This is a genomic window from Paenibacillus sp. WLX1005, from assembly GCF_046603685.1.
In the GTDB taxonomy this organism is placed as follows: domain Bacteria; phylum Bacillota; class Bacilli; order Paenibacillales; family Paenibacillaceae; genus Saccharibacillus.
In genome coordinates this window covers 2,258,566-2,274,840 of record NZ_CP176756.1, presented here as the reverse complement: position 1 = coordinate 2,274,840, position 16,275 = coordinate 2,258,566, and the positions used below count along the sequence as shown (strand labels likewise).

Below are 16,275 nucleotides of genomic sequence, written 5' to 3'. Positions count from 1 at the left end.
GTAACTTCAGAGACGATTAGCGAATCCATTTCTTCGCTTCATAATATGCTGACCACAATTCGCTATCTCGCGCCCGTTCCTTTACAACACGGGAGAAATAGGTTTTGAGCGCACCCAGATCTTTTTCATCTTCTTTGGCAGCAGTGCCGAGCATATTCTGCACGAGCCGATCCATGGAAACTGTACCATCCTCGTAATAATACGAAGTCATTGCACTCTGTACATACACCGATACCGCTTCTGCCGTACTCATGACTGACTGCGGAATATCAATCTTGTAGCCTTCGCGCGTCTTACCAGTACGCAGCTCCATAAAGGTCGTTGCCAGCAGCTCTACTACATCCCGCTCTACCGGAATCTCAATACCGCTATGCAGCAGCAGATTATGCGCTTGATCTTCAATAATCTGTGCTTCCATTTTCACATTTGAAATCGGGCGAATCGTTTCGAAGTTAAAGCGCCTCTTCAAGGCGCTACTCATCTCATTTACCCCTTTATCCCGAATATTGGCAGTACCAATCACGTTAAAGCCCGGCTTGGCGAATAATACGCCACCGTCTAGCTCTGGAATATTCAACACCTTATCACTCAAAATACTAATCAAACTATCTTGTGCTTCAGACGGACAACGCGTAATTTCTTCAAAACGTGTTAACACACCATGCTTCATCCCATGATAAAGCGGCGATGGCACCAACGCCTGCTCCGACGGTCCTTGATCCAGCAGCATCGCGTAATTCCAAGAATATTTGATCATATCCTCGGTCGTACCGGCTGTACCCTGAATCGTATTCGTACTGCTACCGCAAATTGCCGCTGACAATAGCTCGCTTAGCATCGTCTTCGCTGTGCCCGGCTCGCCGACTAGCATGAGTCCACGGTTACCGGCAAGCGTCACAATTGCCCGTTCAATCAGAATGTCATTACCATAAAACTTGCGCGTAATCTCTACCGTCTCGCCATCCAGTTCTGCAGGACGCTGACGACCAATAATAAAATCTCGTATGTATGCCGGTGATAATAGCCAGTTGGGCGGACGCTTCCCTGTATCCTCCTGCTGCAATGCCTGCAATTCGCGGGCATATAACACCTCAGCGGGCGGCTTGATCATTTCCATTGCCATGTGAATCCTCCTCATTAAACAGGATCATATGTTCCCATAGTAACACACCCATTCTGCTTCTGTGTAGTCACAGCAGCAAAATGGGAAGATCGTCCTTATTTATTACCCTAAAGTAAGACTTTTGCTATGGTTTGGTTGTGCATTTTATTCCACCTGCATCTGTGCTCGTCTTGCTAGTCCCGGCACATACAGGAGCAGAAATAACGAACGCCCCAAGCCGAATACGATAAAGCAAATCCACAGCCCATGATTGCCATACAACGGAATCAGCACGAGACAACTGACGATAAATAGTGCAATCGATAACAGCATCGAATTGCGAATCGGTGCCGTCAATGTCATCCCTGTAAACACACCGTAAAAGACAAGCCCGAACCCCGTACTTAGCGGAAACAGCAATAGCCAGCCCTGATAATGCATCGCTAATCCCGCTACTGCCTCATTATCCGTGAACAAGCCGATGAATGCTTCTCGCCCAAGCGCATAGATAAGCGTTAGCAGCAATGCCACCACACTTGTCCATACCCATGATAAGCGCAAACTCCGCTGCAACAATGGCAAACTCTGTGCACCCTTCGCACGTCCGGCATAGATCGAACTCGCATTGGCAAGTCCGTCGAAGAAATACGCCATCACATAATGAATTTGCAGCAATATCGAATTCGCTGCCAGCAGCTCCGGTCCGAATGACGTACTTTGCGCTGTGAATATATTGAACATCGTCAGCAAACAGATCGTTCGGACCAGCAGATCGCTGTTGGCGCGAAACATCGGACGCAGACTGTTCCAGCTAAACAATCCTTTCCAGCGTAGCCCAACCAGCTCCATATACGGCGAACGCCAGACAAACCATAATCCGATCAACAACGCCAGCGCTTCGGCGAATAACGTCGCTGCCGCCACACCCGCTACGCCCCAGTGCAATCCCTGTACAAACCAGATTGCCAAAATCATATTCACCACATTCATCGTAATCTGTGTAATGAGTGTTTGCCGGATATGCGCCATGCCCATTAACCAGCCGATCAATACATAATTAAGTAGCGTCAGCGGTGCACCCCAGACACGAATATGAAAATATACCGCCGCCCAGTGTGCCACCTCATCGGTCGGTCGCATCAACCATAACGATGTCTGTACAATCGGCACCTGCAAAGCAATGAATACCAGTCCGATCACCAGCGCAATCATTAGCGGACGAATCAAATCTGCCATGCCTTCCAGCATATCGTTCTTGCCGCGCGCCTGTGCCGCAAAGCCAGATGTACTTACACGCAAAAAGCCAAACAACCAATACATCGTATTAAAAATAAGCGTTCCAATCGCTGTTCCACCCAAATAAGCCGGATCAAATAAATGCCCAACTACCGCCGTATCCACTAGCCCGAGTAGCGGAGTTGTAATCGTCGATACGATCAGCGGCAAACTAAGCAAAATATAATCGCGATGCGATGGAAGTGTAGTATGTATAGCAGAAGTATTCATATGCCGCTCCTTTGTCGTTTCTACAAACCTTATGCTGACGTGCCATCTACGATGATGATGATTGATCTCATGATGACGTACAATGTAGCACCGTTTGAGTATACCGTATGCACAAGTATTCGCAAACCGCCTGCTCCACGTTTGTTTACAAGAGAAGTGTCACGCAATATAGTTATATATTCTTTCACATACATCCGTTAGAAGGTTTATAATCCATCATTTTACTTTATATTGAATTTATTTCCTCTGAATATGAACAGAATCGTACTTTTTGCTACAATCGCTATATTTGCTCTAAACAATGTAAATCCCCTTTCCGACATATAAGCAAAGTATGGAATGACAGACGATATAGTTCCTTCAGTCTGAATCGCGAAAGGAGATGAACCACTGCACATCTTATACCGACATCTTATCAAGATTGTTGGATAATAGATGCTAAATACAGATCATTGAGTATACGCACATGCACATACTTTGATAAGGAACTACGATATATTACGTATAACAACCATTTTTTAACATTTATTATATACGTGTATTGTCAGTTTTACATAGGATACTGACTTATCTTTTCATGTCCGCTCATTCCATATACCATCGCATCCTAGGTCATCTACTATACAAAATTCAAATCATGGAGTGATTAACGATGAAACATATGAAAGTACGTACCAAAATAATTCTGCTGATTGCCATAAATCTGTGTATTTTCTCTATTGTCGGGTACTATGGCATTAGCACATCACGCGATATGTCCAATACAGCATCTACTATGTACGATGACAATATCGTTCCTATTACGCTGATGGACGATATGATTATCAACTACAGTGCCAATGATACCCGGTTGCTGCAATTGATGAATGTTGAAGATCGTAGTCAACGACAAACACTAATAGACGAAATTCGTCAAGCAGCAACTGCTAATCGTACAATGACCGATCAACTGAATCAGTTTACGTTTGATGCTGATGACCAGCAGCAATATGATCAGTTGCTGCCGTTAGCGGAGCAGTTTGCCAGTGCGCGTGAGCGTACAATTTCTGCTATAACGAGCAATGATCGGAATGCTGCATTACAAGCCTATACCGATCTGCAAAATGCCAAAACGCAGCTGAATCAGTCATTAACAGCTTTACGTACAAACCTGCTGGACGATGCCAGTGACAGTAACACAATGACTGATCACCAATTTGCCCGCAACTCGATCATTATTGCTGTTGTCCTATTTGCTGGATTATTGTTATCGCTTGGTATCGGCGTCTGGATCGTTCTGTTGATTGCCCGTCCTCTGCGCCGGATTCAGCTCCTGATGCAGCAAGCAGCTTCCGGCGATCTGACTGTGCAATCCGCCTATGTATCACGCGATGAGATCGGTCAAGTATCGGTTGCCTTTAATACGCTTGCTGATCGTATGCGTATGATGATTCGCCAAGTTGACCAAAGCGCTGCTTCATTGACAGCTTCTGCCGAGGAACTAACAGCTGGAGCAGAACAGACCGCTCGTGCCTCTTCTCATATCGCTTCATCTTCCGGTGAATTGTCCAACGGATTCATTACACAAGCCAATACAGTCATCGAAGTAACTGGTGCTGCCAGCGATATGTCTGAACAGATGCAGATTATCGCTGATAATAGCAATGAAGTGATTACACTGTCGCATCATATGGAAACTGCCGCCAGTGAAGGTCAGGATGAAGTCAACCATATCGCCTCTATTATTCGTAAAGTAGCTACCCATATCGAGGCAACGTTGCAAGTGTTGACTGGGTTGAATGAGAAATCTGAGCAGATCGGCTTCGCCTCTTCCGCCATTCAACAAATTGCTCGTCAAACCAATCTGCTTGCTCTTAATGCTTCCATCGAAGCTGCACGCGCTGGCGATGCAGGTCGCGGCTTTGCCGTTGTTGCGGAAGAAATCCGGCAGCTTGCCGAAAGCACCGCCGATTCATCTACACGGATTACTAGTCTTGTCTTGGATGTGCAACAAGAAAGTCAGGCTGCTGTGGAACAAGCACAGGACTCAGTGGATAGCGTAGAGATGGGAGTACAAGGTAGCGAACGGGTAAGCACAGCATTCGCAGCTATTCGTGAAGCGGTAGCCCGTACGTCAGAGCAAGTACAAACTTCCAGTGAGCTGATTGTACAAACGACCGGGCACTCCATCGGCATTGCTGAAGCGATGGAACATCTAAGTGCATTGTCACAGCAAGGATCCGCAGGTATTGAAGAGATGAACGCCGCAAGCGAACAGCAAATGTCCGCGATGGACGATGTTGCTGCTTCTGCTCGTCATCTATCCGAGCTAGCAGAACAATTACAACAAATCGTCGCTTCCTGCAAAGTATAATGTTGCAGTATAGTCTCTCGTTATGTTGGAGTATAACCTCTCGTTATTGAGCACAGCTTACGATCATTAACTCCGTATGGATTACTAACTGTGTATGGATTACTACTATGTATGATTAACTAAAATGTATTGGTTCTTCATCCCTACACATTTGCGATAGTTTTAAATAAATATCATAACATAGCAAAAGCCTGCGTTTTCCGAATACGGAACGCAGGCTTTGTTTTGACAATGAACTTTTATAAGAACATCTTGCACTAAAGTTCTGATAATAAACTTTTATGAGAATATCTTGCATTCAAGGTTCACAATGAAATGCTGCATCAAAGTTCTGTACAGTGCTATCTTCCAATCCAAAACAAGCTACAAGAAATTACGCGCTAGGAAACAGACGTTTTACAGTCGAATCTACTTCGTTCAAAATGCCTTGATATCCCGCTTCATCTAAATAACCGATGCTACCGAACAGCAGATGCCCTACCGATTCAATACCGACAAAGCCAAAGATACCATCGTCAGAGGTGATTTTTAGACCATCTGTCATACCGATGCTGTCGTATACTTCTTTTGGCGTACCATGGGTGCTGATGATCAGACCTTGTTTGCCTTTGAGCAGCTGCACAATACCATTTTCGTCCGAAGCATAAGCAAAGCCGTAAGCGAATACGCGATCCACATATCCTTTCAGAATCGCTGGCAAGCCTGTCCACCATACCGGATGGATAAACGTAATCACGTCCGCATTCCGAATATATTCCTGCTCAGTTTGAATATCGACCGGAGTCTGTCCAGCGCGCATAGCAGCACTATCTTCTGGTGTGAAGACCGGGTTAAAGCCTAGTGCGTACAGATCGCGCACAACAACCTCATGACCTTGCTCTTCAAGTGCACGTACCGTCGTTTCGAGAATAGAATGGTTCAAGCTTTCAACATTAGAATGTGCATAGACGATCAGGTGTTTCATAGTTCATTCCTCCAAATGGGTTTGTAATTTTAATAGAATAGCTATATAGCAGACAAAGTAGATCACGTATGATCAATGATCGGATTCGCCATGTTATAAACAAAACAGCACACTCGCCAGCTTACCGCTGACACATAGACGATACTCTTTAATAAACATAGATATCTATGTATTATTCTAAAAAAATATCAGATCCTACACACAGCATTCAGATACTCCATATGGACTTATAGCAAGAAACGAAGGTTTCGGTCACAATATGCAATCTATACTTACTGCTCCGAAACCCTGTGTAAAATCACACCCAGCATCTGTTCCAGCTGTTCTTGCTGCTGCGCTGTGAATCCATCGTATACCGCTGCATTGACAGTAGCGGAAATCTGATGAAATAATGGCTCTAGCTCTCGTCCCTGATCTGTTAAATGAATCAGAGTAATCCGGCTATCCTCCTCACTCTTGACCCGCTGTACATAACCAAGCCGGGCAAGTTTGTCTACCAGTACAGTGACGGTTGGCTGTTTGCGATGAATCTTCTGTGCCAGCTCTTTGACCGATAATCCGTTTTTCTGATATAGAAAAACTAAAATGTCGCCGTGTGAAGGAACAATTCCTTCCACACCATGCTGCTCCAATTCGGATATGATCAAGCGGTGCAGTTCATCGCGAATTTTGCTAATCATAGATATTGCGTGATATTTCGGCATATGCTTATTATATATAGACATCTATGTAATTGCAATACATTTATGCAATGACTGTTAACCATATGTAAAAATAAATAGTAAAAATTTAGTAAACCCTGTTTATTATCCATATAAAAGGGTAATAAACAGGGTAATAATGTTTAACAATGATAAAAAATGTAGAAATTTGTCGTAGAATTTGCTAGTATTGCCTCATAGGCTATCGACTTCAACGTGTAAGGAGAATGTTAAAGTGAATCCAGCTATTCAAGAAGCTATTTACAACCAGACACCGATGCATGTGCATCTGATCAGCGGTGAAACCTACATTGGCACCTGCGAAGCTCATGATAATCCTAATTTTTTTGTTATTCATACGGAGCAAGGCTCCTTAACTTTCCCTTATTGGACAATTAAACGCGCAAAAACAATGTTTGTCCACTAATCACTGGCTGAGATGGCTGTCGGATGTTCGTAGACAACCATTTTGTTTCTGCCAGTGTTTTTTGCGTTATACAGCGCTTGATCGGCTTGCTCCAACAATTCCTCCAAATTCTCATCACCACCCGCATATACAGTCATCCCTAGCGATACCGTAATCGCACGATCAAATGGAGTTGGACACTGCTCTGCCGCTTCACGAATCTGTTCCCCTACTTCTCTACCTTGATCCTCATCCATCTCATACAGCAAAATCACAAATTCCTCTCCACCGTAACGGAAGCACAAATCCTGTGACTGAATCTGCTCTGCAATCACATCCGCCATACATTTCAACATATCGTCTCCCATCGAATGACCATACGTATCATTGATTGATTTAAAATGATCAATATCCAGCATCATCACAGTGAAGTGGTACCGGTTCCCAACCCAGTTTTGCATAATGGATACGAGCGCTCGCCGATTGAGTACTCCAGTCAGCGCATCATAATGCGCTTCTTTTTGCAATCGGCGTTCTTTTTCCCGGGTTTGCTGCTCTAATACCATAATTGCCTGATGCAGCTCATGAGCTTCATAATTCCAGCCCGCATGCAGGGGCGGAATACCATCTCCATCTTCAGCACCGATGCTGCGCGCATAATCGGCAAGCGAGTTCAGCGGATGGGACAATTGCACCGCCAGATGATAAATAATCATCAGTAACAGCACAATAATCGGCACCAAATAAAACAACATATTTTCAACCAATTGTGCGGAAAAGATTTCCGTATTTTCTGCTGGTGTCTGAAATACAATCCCCCAGCGAATCCCTGGTACAGTCGCATATCCAGCAAGTACTTCCTGCTGATTGACATTAAGCGTGCGCTGATAACCGCTTCGTCCATCCTGCAATTGTTCCATGATATAATTGCCGACCAACCGTTTACCGATGCGCGATTCTATCGGATGATAAATAATATTCGATTTGTTGTCGACAACGTAGAAATACGATCCGTCTTCTTTTTTGCTACCTTCATCCAGTAATTCATTCAAACGATTGCTTTCTTCGAGATATAGCACACCTGCCAGCATTCCCATATAACGTCCATCTGCTGTATACAGCGGATGTCCCATCATGATGACAAGTCGTCCATTCAGATCACTGTAAGGGGTAGAAATGTACGCTCTGCGTTTTAGCAATGCCTTCTCCATCTGATCGTTAACAGGTAACGTCTCGGGATTATACACTTGCTCCGGCGATGAATATTGCACCTCGCCTTTTTCATTCATCGTCAGTACAGCGTTAAAATAACTATTCGATTTGCGAAAATAATCCAGTTGTTTTTGTATAGCCGAAGGTTCGTTGGTAGGCTCTAACATTATGTATCGGCTCGTTTCGGCAAGTGACGATTGCATAGAGTAAATCAAGCTTTGCGTAATCCGGCTTAGTTCCTTGGCATGAATTTCATTCAGCTGTAGCGTCTGTTGTTCGACTGATTGCTTTTGGCTTACATATCCAATGGTCAAACAGGCAGCCAAAATGAAGAAAAATGTACAAAAAGCCAATCCGCACATGACGGTAGACAATTTGTATCTTCTGGCTTGACGTATAACGGAAAACAACATCCTGTACTCTCCTCGCTTACATGGTCGCTTTCTTTCTCATTATATCGGCGATTTCCCTTAATCACTTCATTAGATAATCGCTTTACAATAAATGGCATCCTGCGCTACAAGATTGTTTTATTAATAATAAAACTTGTCTATATCACAACCATCGTTTTTTAAATCATACGCCATGAATTTAAAGTAATTATCAATGAAAAGCAAACTCTTTTTGACAATACATAGTTAGCGGCTGTTTTTTCACTCATTAATTACGTTAAATGGTTATTTTAGCAGAATATTGATATTAATGAAATAACAAAAAACCAGCTCTGCAATACATAGCAAAAGCTGGCTTCATTCCATCTATTCTTTTGTAGCTTAGGATTAATATTGGGAAGTAGTGACCGGAGTGTTGTCGCCAAGCAGTGCCAAATTATTCTCAGCTACTTTCTCTCCACCGTTCAGACCGCTGGTAATCAGCACTTGAGAACCGGTTTCTGTACCGACCGTTACTTCTTTGCGAACTGCGTGACCGTTTGTCACGACGTATACATAATGTTTGTCGCCTTCGGTTTGAACTGCTTTGCTTGGCAAGATCAATCCTTGTTTGGCGTCTTTGCCAACAAAGCTGATGTCTGCTAGCATACCGGATTTCAGCTTATTATCAGTATTGGACACGGTAATTTGAACAGGATAACCGTTACCGCTGGAATCCATTGGATTGATATTTTTCACTTTCCCGCTCGTTACAATATCAGATGAAGCTACTCGCACTTGCACCTGATCCCCTGTTTTCACCTGATTGATCTCATCAGCAGGTACATAAATCAGCATATTGACGGTGCTCAGATCAGCGATAACGAGCGAAGCTGCGGATGGACCAGCCATTTCGCCAACTTCGGCATTTTTGGTAGTAATGATTCCGTTGATTGGTGATTTTACAACGGTATCTCCAAGTGAATCTTGAGCGATTTGAACATTTAGCTGTGCTTGATCCAGCTTTTGCTGACTGGCTTCGATACCAGCAGTGCTTTGTGCTACTTCAGCTTGACGCTGGGCATTGGAATAACCAGAATTGGCGTTTTCATAGCTGCTGGTTGCATTTCCGTACGCTTCTTGAGCAGTGGATAATGCTTTTTGTGCAGTTTCCAGCGATTTTTGCGTACCTGCCAGTTGATCCTGAGCGTTGGCTTTGGCATTAACTGCATTGTCATACGCCGTTTGGGCACTAACCTGTGCTGCTTGCGCTTTTTCCAAATCGGCTTGTGTTGCCAGAGAATTATCGAATAGCGATTGGGTACGGGTTAGTGTTTTCTGTGCGCTATCCAGTGCTTCTTTCGCTTGTTTGATCGAATTGTCCGCGCTGGATACGGCGGTTTGTGCCTGTTTCGCAGCAGTTTGCGCTTGATTTACCGCGCCTTGAGCAGAGTTGATATTGCCTTTGGCTTGTGTAATAGAGCTTTTGGAAGAAATGATGCCGTTCTTCGAACTGACTACGCCAGAATTGGCGGATACAAGTCCAGATTCGCGGGAATCGCGAGCGCTGTTCACTCCAGCTGCGGCTGCATCCACATTCGATTTGGCGATTGACAGATTGTTACGCAGATCGTTATCTTCGAGCTTGAACAATACTTGTCCTTTTTTCACTTCACTACCTACATCCACGGACAAGGCAGAGACTTTGCCGGAGATCTTCGGCATAATATTGACCGTTTCGGACGGTGTCACGGTTCCGGTATAGATGTCGCCCTGACCGATCAGACCTTTTTGAGCGCTAGCAACTTTGACGTTGACACTCATCTCCTGCGCTGCATCATTATTCGCCGTGGAACAGCCAGCGAGCATTACGGTGCTAAGCAGCAAAGCACCAGCGGTAACTTCCCATTTTCTAATTTTCATTGCATGGTCCCTTTCTTTCTGTAGTGGAGATAACAGGAGTGTTCAGGTGAAGCATTACACCTGAGTTTCCTGTAATTGTTTCTGTTTGCGTCTGCTGATGAATAGGAAGACGAATGGAATTGAGCAGAACAACGGAATAGATGAGACAAGGAATGTATCAGCAATTCCGCGCGAATATGCGTCGAGCGTAATTAGCCCGGATACGGTCGATGTCCATGAAGTCCCAAGTAGCGACTGGAATGTTTGCGCCGCATCCGGTGTAATCGATTCGGAAATCTGCTGACTGTGCAGCGCTGTCCGATTTTGCATCAAGAAGGTCAAAATGGCGATTGCCATCGAGCCTGCAATTGTCCGTACAAGATTGGAAGCGGTCGACGCTTTGCCGACTTTTTCCTTCGGTACAGCGTTCATGCCAACCGTAGAGAGTGGCATCATACAGATTCCGATACCCATTCCGCGGAACATGAGCACGATTTGCAGCCATAGATGCGGGGTTTGCGGAGTGAGCGTATGCAGATGATACGTCATCACACTTGTTAGTGTCAGCCCAACCAGACCGATCGGCACAATGCCAATTTTGTCAAATAATTTACCGGCAAATGGCATCATGACCGCCATCGCAATCGCTTGTGGCAGCAGGATAATCCCGGTGTGTACCGGTGATACCGATTGGATATTTTGCAGAAATAGTGGGGATAAGAATGTACCACCGTACAATCCCATCATGACAAAGCTCGATGTCACAACACTAATTGCAAATTTATAATTTTTGAATAAGGAAATATCAATAACTGGATTCTCCTGCCCACTCTCGACGAAGATCAAGAACACTAGCGCCCAGAAAGCGATAAAGAATAGTCCAACGATCTTGAATGAACCCCAGCCGTCGGAGGAACCGCTGGACAAGGCGTACAGTAGTGTACCTGCACACGTTGCCGCCAACAGGAAGCCGAGCAGATCGAATTTGACGATCGCGCCTTTGGGCGGTTCTTTGATAAGCAAGACTACCATCAGAATCGCAAACAGAGCAACCGGCACACAGACGATGAACAGGAAGCGCCAATCAAACCATTCGATCAGATATCCGCTTAGAGTTGGACCGATCGCTGGTGCTGCCATTGCGGCGATACCCCAGATACCAAGTGCCATACCAATTTGTTCACGCGGGATGATCTTGTACACGATTGTCATACTGAGCGGCATAATGACACCACCGCCAAGCCCTGCCACAATACGAGCTGCAATTAGCGATGTATCGCTCCAAGCGAAAATGCAAAATACGGTTCCGAGCGTAAACAAGCTCAACGCCGCAATTAGAAACTTTTTATAACCGATGCGCTGTTCCATAAAGCCAGTAATCGGAACGATAATACCGGATGCTAGCGTATAGCCGGTGATTACCCATTGAATACGTGATGTGGTTGAGCCCAGATCCGTAGTCAGCTGAGGAATCGCCACGTTGATCAAACTGTTATTAAGGATCGCCACAAAGGCGCCCAGCACAATCGCGAAAAAGGCAAGCCATTTCTCACGCGGCGAATCGACCGGAGGAGCAGCGGCATTAATTTCGGAAGCCACCATCGACCCCTCCCTTCATTATGATGTGTGGATTTTCACTTCCACGTTCGTACCCGGAATGAGTGTCATGCCTTTCGGTACATTCAGTGCAACTTCTACTGGGATACGCTGGGTGACTTTGTTAAAGTTACCGCTAGTGTTCGTCGATGCAATAACAGCAAAGACGGAATTGGATGCTTCGCCTACTTTGCGTACTTTACCTTGAATGACCTGATCGCCAGCTGCATCCAAGGTCACATCTACCAGTGCGCCTGGCTTGATGCGATTGATATCTGTTTCTTCAATATTGGTCGACACATACAAATTGTTCATGTCTGCCATCACTGCTACCGCCGAGCTTGGGGAAGCAATCTCATGTTCTTTGGAATACACTTTGATGACCGTACCGTTAATCGGAGCTCGCAGCACGGATTTGCTAATTACATTGGAATCCAGACCGGATACATTTTGTTCTGCAATCGGCTCGTTGCGCGTGAGCACATCGCCTTCTTCTACATCGATATGGTCAATTTCCGCTGTAATTTGCGGCATCACTTTATACTGGTCCGCTGTAATACGAGCATCATCACTTTTTACATAATGGGTGCCCTGATACCAGTAGTAATAACCAAGCGTACCGCCACTAACGACCAGCAGCACGATCAGGATCGATAAAATAATCTTTCTTTTCAACGTACTCCACCTCTACAGTTATCATAATTTGGTAAAAACAAAACATACTGTAATGCTAAATTCTTGATCTTAAGACAATACAGCGCACAAAAAAAGCAAGGAACTGTGTCCACACACATGGCAGTTAGATGCCCCGAATTCTATGTCGGTGTGCGAAATCTTCGCTCCTTACATCGTTAATTGTCCACAGGGGTGTACAACCCTCGTTGCAGCAATTCCAGCTCCAGTGTGAAGTTACGAATCACTTCCTGCTCTTGCGCCTCCCCGGCGAAAAACTGGATAAAGTTCTGGATAATGATCGCTCGCAAAATTTTGATCAAATGAAACAATTCCTGTTCGCTATGAATATTGAGTCCGCTCGTATCAATCAACCCCATATAGCTGCGGTAAAATTCACTAATCCGCTGACGAGTCGTGGGATTTTTCACATCCAAAATCAGCTTGTACTCAATCTTGTAATTCATATTGAGGAAAATGTTCCGCGCAAAATCGCGATGTTCATGATGCATGAACCGATGCAACGTAGATTGGAAAAACTCCGCCGATGAGGCAAACAGATCGCCTTGGTGCTTGACCGCCAGTGACATCATCAGCTCACGGTTGCTAGCGCTGTGTTCCTCCAAAATGTAAAAAAACAAATCTGCCTTGTCTTCAAAATACTGATAAAAACTGCCACGCGGAATGCAAGCATCCTTAATAATATTCGCAATCGACGCATCCGCCAGCGAAGCTCTGGAAAATTCCCGCATCGCCGCATTCATCAAATTTTGCCGCTTTTCATCCGGCAAATTAAAAAAGGTTTTTGTAGGCATACATTCACTCCACTGCCTCCCGCAACCTCCGGTTTATGACGACGATCAGGACCTGTTGCTGCAAGCAGAACATTCCATCAGATGTAGGCAGGCACAATTTGTTGTCAAAAGTTACATAAAGAATTATATGTGACACGGTGTCATGTGTCAATCTTATTATTAAAATTTGTACATATATAGCGCAAAATACTTGTTATCTGTATTGCTATCGTTGCTCCTTCCCATCATTTCATTTCTATGTTAATCTGGATACCGATTTGAATGATGACAGAGTAGGCTGCCAGACCAGAACGATACATAAGGAGTGGAGTACATGAACAATATTGCGGTATTTTGCGGCTCTAGTAATGGTGCACTGGAGTTGTATCGAGAGCAAGCGTTTGCGTTGGGACAGGAGTTAGCTAAGCGTGGTTTAACGCTTGTATATGGCGGAGCGAATGTCGGGCTGATGGGCGCAGTTGCAGACGGTACACTGGCTGCGGGTGGACACGTAATTGGTGTATTGCCACACTTCCTACAAGATCGTGAAATTGCTCATACCGGATTAAGCGAATTGATTGTGGTGGAATCCATGCATGAGCGTAAAGCAAAAATGGCGGAGCTAGCAGATGGCTTTATTGCACTGCCGGGCGGCCCAGGAACGTTGGAAGAATATTTTGAGATCTTCACCTGGGCACAGCTTGGATTGCACAGCAAACCATGCGGATTGCTAAATATACACGGATACTTTGATCCATTACTGTCCATGTTTGATACGATGCTGGATCAGCAGTTTATGCAAGCAAAATATCGTGAAATTGTTCTAAATGATACGGGAGCAGCAACGCTATTGGATCAATTTGCAACGTATGAAGCACCTACGGTGAAAACGTACCTCAAGGATCAAACGCAAACGTAATCTCTCCACTTCTTGACAAGCAAAATGCCAATCCATTTACTCCCTGCTGAATGCAAAATGTAGATGGATTGGCATTTGTATGTTTGATATAAGTTGGAATATAGGCTTACTGTACTTTTGACTGGATCTGACCCATAGATTCGCTGTGACGTTATAGCTCGTTAACATGTAACACAGTATCCAGATGCTTTTGCCGTTTGCGATTGTACATCTGCTGATCTGCATATCGCAGCAATCCGATGATATCAGGGGCATCTTCTGGATACACACTCAGCCCAGCGGCAAACGAAACCGGAATGTTCAGATCATCCTGACGGAAAACTTTATCATCCAGTAGTGATAAACGAGTCTGCACCATCAGTGAGATATCGACATGTTCTGGACAAGACAGCACTAGTACAAATTCATCGCCGCCAATGCGTCCGATCAGATCGCCAGGCTTTTGCGCCAGTGTACGCAGTTGCTGAGCAATATATTGCAAATACTGATCTCCCACTATATGCCCATACGTATCATTGATCGGCTTAAAATGATTCAGGTCAATCATTACCAGTGCAAACCGCTCGTTACTGGCAATTTTGAATTGCAATTGCTCCTCTACTGCCGCGCGGTTATACAGCCCGGTTAGCGCATCGTGATGTGCGCTATGCTTGTAATTCTGCTCAGATTGGATCAGTCGTCGCTCTGTTTCCTTGAGTGACGTCACATCCGTCAGATGCAGCACAACCAAGTCTTCATTTGCTCCGGCAATACGATCCATACCAGCGATCAGATCCAGATTGGTCTGCCCGTGATTGTTCATCCGCATTTCCAGATGCTCTCCGCTCTGAGGCTGATCCAGTCGCGACGACAACAATTGCTGCAAATTTTGCCCGTTATCCAATTCAAACTGCGCCGGAATCTGTTCCACTGGCACATCTGCAAACCAGCGCTGCGCACGCGGATTCATTTCTTTTACATTGCCTTTCAAGTCCAGCAGCAAAATGGCATTCGGTGCCGACTCGAACAAAATCTGAAAGAGCTTGCGGTAGTCCGGCATAATATTGTACTTGCCGATCAGATGACGCAATCGCATCGCCCACACCAGATAACCAATAAAATAAAAGATCATCGAGACACGCGTAATGATGACACCACTTTGCAGCAAGGTCGTAATCAGAGCAAACGTACCAAACAGCTGAAAGTCATTCAGCAACAGCGAACGATAGATGACTTTGCGACGCGGTTCTTTTGAACGTAACCAGCTATATGCTAGCAGTAACGCCGATATAAAAATATAGCCAATAATAAATGTAATCGACATGAGTAAATACGTCGGATGTAGCGGGCTACGCCCATCGGTCACATGTTCGTTATACAGCAGATGATGATCCCAGCCAAGCAGAAAACACAGCCACAACGTATACGGCGACGCGTACACAAGCGGCAACCATTTGCGCAAAGGACGAGTAAGCTGATCACCCAACAACACACTCAAATGCACCAGTGTACAAACAAATAGCAGCAAGGCAGGCGCACTTCCGTACAATACCAGCTGCATCTGATACTGCGGCAACAACGAAGTTTTCAAATATTCAAACAAAAAGTACATCACCAGCGCCATCATTAACAGCGCGGCGATGCGGTTAATTTTGCTTTTACGATTGCGATATAGCAGGGTAATCGCCATATAAAGAAAAAAGTAGGTAGGCAACTGGATCGTCAAAAAATCCATGAACAAAGCGTTCATTCGCATGGTCCTTTCCATCCGAGATGTTCAGAATAAAGCCTATACTAC

Annotated in this window: 13 protein-coding genes; 3 read left to right on the top strand and 10 right to left on the bottom strand. The window is 44.9% G+C overall.

The window, feature by feature from the left end; all coding sequences use genetic code 11:
• Positions 1 to 16: 16 nt before the first annotated feature.
• On the bottom strand, positions 17 to 1,117 hold the full coding sequence (locus ACE3MZ_RS09905) for an ATP-binding protein (protein ID WP_411346750.1): 1,101 nt from the start codon (positions 1,115 to 1,117) through the stop codon (positions 17 to 19).
• Positions 1,118 to 1,267: 150 nt separating this feature from the next.
• Positions 1,268 to 2,608 (bottom strand): MATE family efflux transporter, encoded by a 1,341-nt coding sequence (locus ACE3MZ_RS09900; protein ID WP_411346268.1) that lies wholly within the window; start codon positions 2,606 to 2,608, stop codon positions 1,268 to 1,270.
• A gap of 652 nt (positions 2,609 to 3,260) precedes the next feature.
• On the opposite strand from ACE3MZ_RS09900, the gene ACE3MZ_RS09895 reads away from it, so the two are divergent.
• Complete coding sequence (locus ACE3MZ_RS09895) at positions 3,261 to 4,961, top strand: methyl-accepting chemotaxis protein (protein WP_411346267.1); 1,701 nt, start codon at positions 3,261 to 3,263, stop codon at positions 4,959 to 4,961.
• 373 nt (positions 4,962 to 5,334) lie between these two features.
• Here the strand turns inward: ACE3MZ_RS09895 and ACE3MZ_RS09890 are convergent, their stop codons facing one another.
• Both ACE3MZ_RS09890 and ACE3MZ_RS09885 read right to left on the bottom strand, forming a co-directional pair.
• The gene (locus tag ACE3MZ_RS09890) at positions 5,335 to 5,925 is read right to left on the bottom strand and encodes an NAD(P)H-dependent oxidoreductase (RefSeq protein WP_411346266.1); all 591 of its coding nucleotides are present in this window, start codon (positions 5,923 to 5,925) and stop codon (positions 5,335 to 5,337) included.
• 272 nt (positions 5,926 to 6,197) lie between these two features.
• The gene (locus ACE3MZ_RS09885) at positions 6,198 to 6,605 is read right to left on the bottom strand and encodes a MarR family transcriptional regulator (RefSeq protein WP_411346265.1); all 408 of its coding nucleotides are present in this window, start codon (positions 6,603 to 6,605) and stop codon (positions 6,198 to 6,200) included.
• Positions 6,606 to 6,861: 256 nt separating this feature from the next.
• Between ACE3MZ_RS09885 and ACE3MZ_RS09880 the strand changes: the two genes are divergently transcribed.
• Positions 6,862 to 7,053: a hypothetical protein gene (locus ACE3MZ_RS09880; protein WP_411346264.1), complete on the top strand. Its 192-nt coding sequence runs from the start codon at positions 6,862 to 6,864 to the stop codon at positions 7,051 to 7,053.
• On the opposite strand, the gene ACE3MZ_RS09875 is transcribed toward ACE3MZ_RS09880, so the two are convergent.
• From ACE3MZ_RS09875 to ACE3MZ_RS09855, 5 genes are all read right to left on the bottom strand, one after another.
• Positions 7,050 to 8,657, bottom strand: coding sequence for a diguanylate cyclase (locus ACE3MZ_RS09875; protein ID WP_411346263.1), 1,608 nt, complete (start codon positions 8,655 to 8,657; stop codon positions 7,050 to 7,052). The two genes, ACE3MZ_RS09880 and ACE3MZ_RS09875, sit on opposite strands and share 4 nt — an antisense overlap.
• A 366-nt stretch (positions 8,658 to 9,023) precedes the next feature.
• Positions 9,024 to 10,538 carry an efflux RND transporter periplasmic adaptor subunit gene (locus ACE3MZ_RS09870; RefSeq protein ID WP_411346262.1) on the bottom strand — a complete coding sequence of 505 codons (1,515 nt, stop codon included), beginning with the start codon at positions 10,536 to 10,538 and terminating at the stop codon, positions 9,024 to 9,026.
• A gap of 54 nt (positions 10,539 to 10,592) precedes the next feature.
• Positions 10,593 to 12,119 (bottom strand): DHA2 family efflux MFS transporter permease subunit, encoded by a 1,527-nt coding sequence (locus ACE3MZ_RS09865; protein WP_411346261.1) that lies wholly within the window; start codon positions 12,117 to 12,119, stop codon positions 10,593 to 10,595.
• Between the two features lie 15 nt (positions 12,120 to 12,134).
• Positions 12,135 to 12,788: an HlyD family secretion protein gene (locus ACE3MZ_RS09860; RefSeq protein ID WP_411346260.1), complete on the bottom strand. Its 654-nt coding sequence runs from the start codon at positions 12,786 to 12,788 to the stop codon at positions 12,135 to 12,137.
• Positions 12,789 to 12,964: 176 nt separating this feature from the next.
• Positions 12,965 to 13,600 (bottom strand): TetR/AcrR family transcriptional regulator, encoded by a 636-nt coding sequence (locus ACE3MZ_RS09855; RefSeq protein WP_411346259.1) that lies wholly within the window; start codon positions 13,598 to 13,600, stop codon positions 12,965 to 12,967.
• 313 nt (positions 13,601 to 13,913) lie between these two features.
• Here ACE3MZ_RS09855 and ACE3MZ_RS09850 point away from each other — a divergent pair, with 313 nt between their 5' ends.
• Entirely contained in the window at positions 13,914 to 14,498 is a 585-nt protein-coding gene (locus tag ACE3MZ_RS09850) for a TIGR00730 family Rossman fold protein (protein ID WP_411346258.1), read from the top strand.
• Between the two features lie 151 nt (positions 14,499 to 14,649).
• Here ACE3MZ_RS09850 and ACE3MZ_RS09845 read toward each other — a convergent pair whose 3' ends face one another.
• Positions 14,650 to 16,227 carry a diguanylate cyclase domain-containing protein gene (locus ACE3MZ_RS09845; RefSeq protein ID WP_411346257.1) on the bottom strand — a complete coding sequence of 526 codons (1,578 nt, stop codon included), beginning with the start codon at positions 16,225 to 16,227 and terminating at the stop codon, positions 14,650 to 14,652.
• Between the last annotated feature and the right edge of the window lie 48 nt (positions 16,228 to 16,275).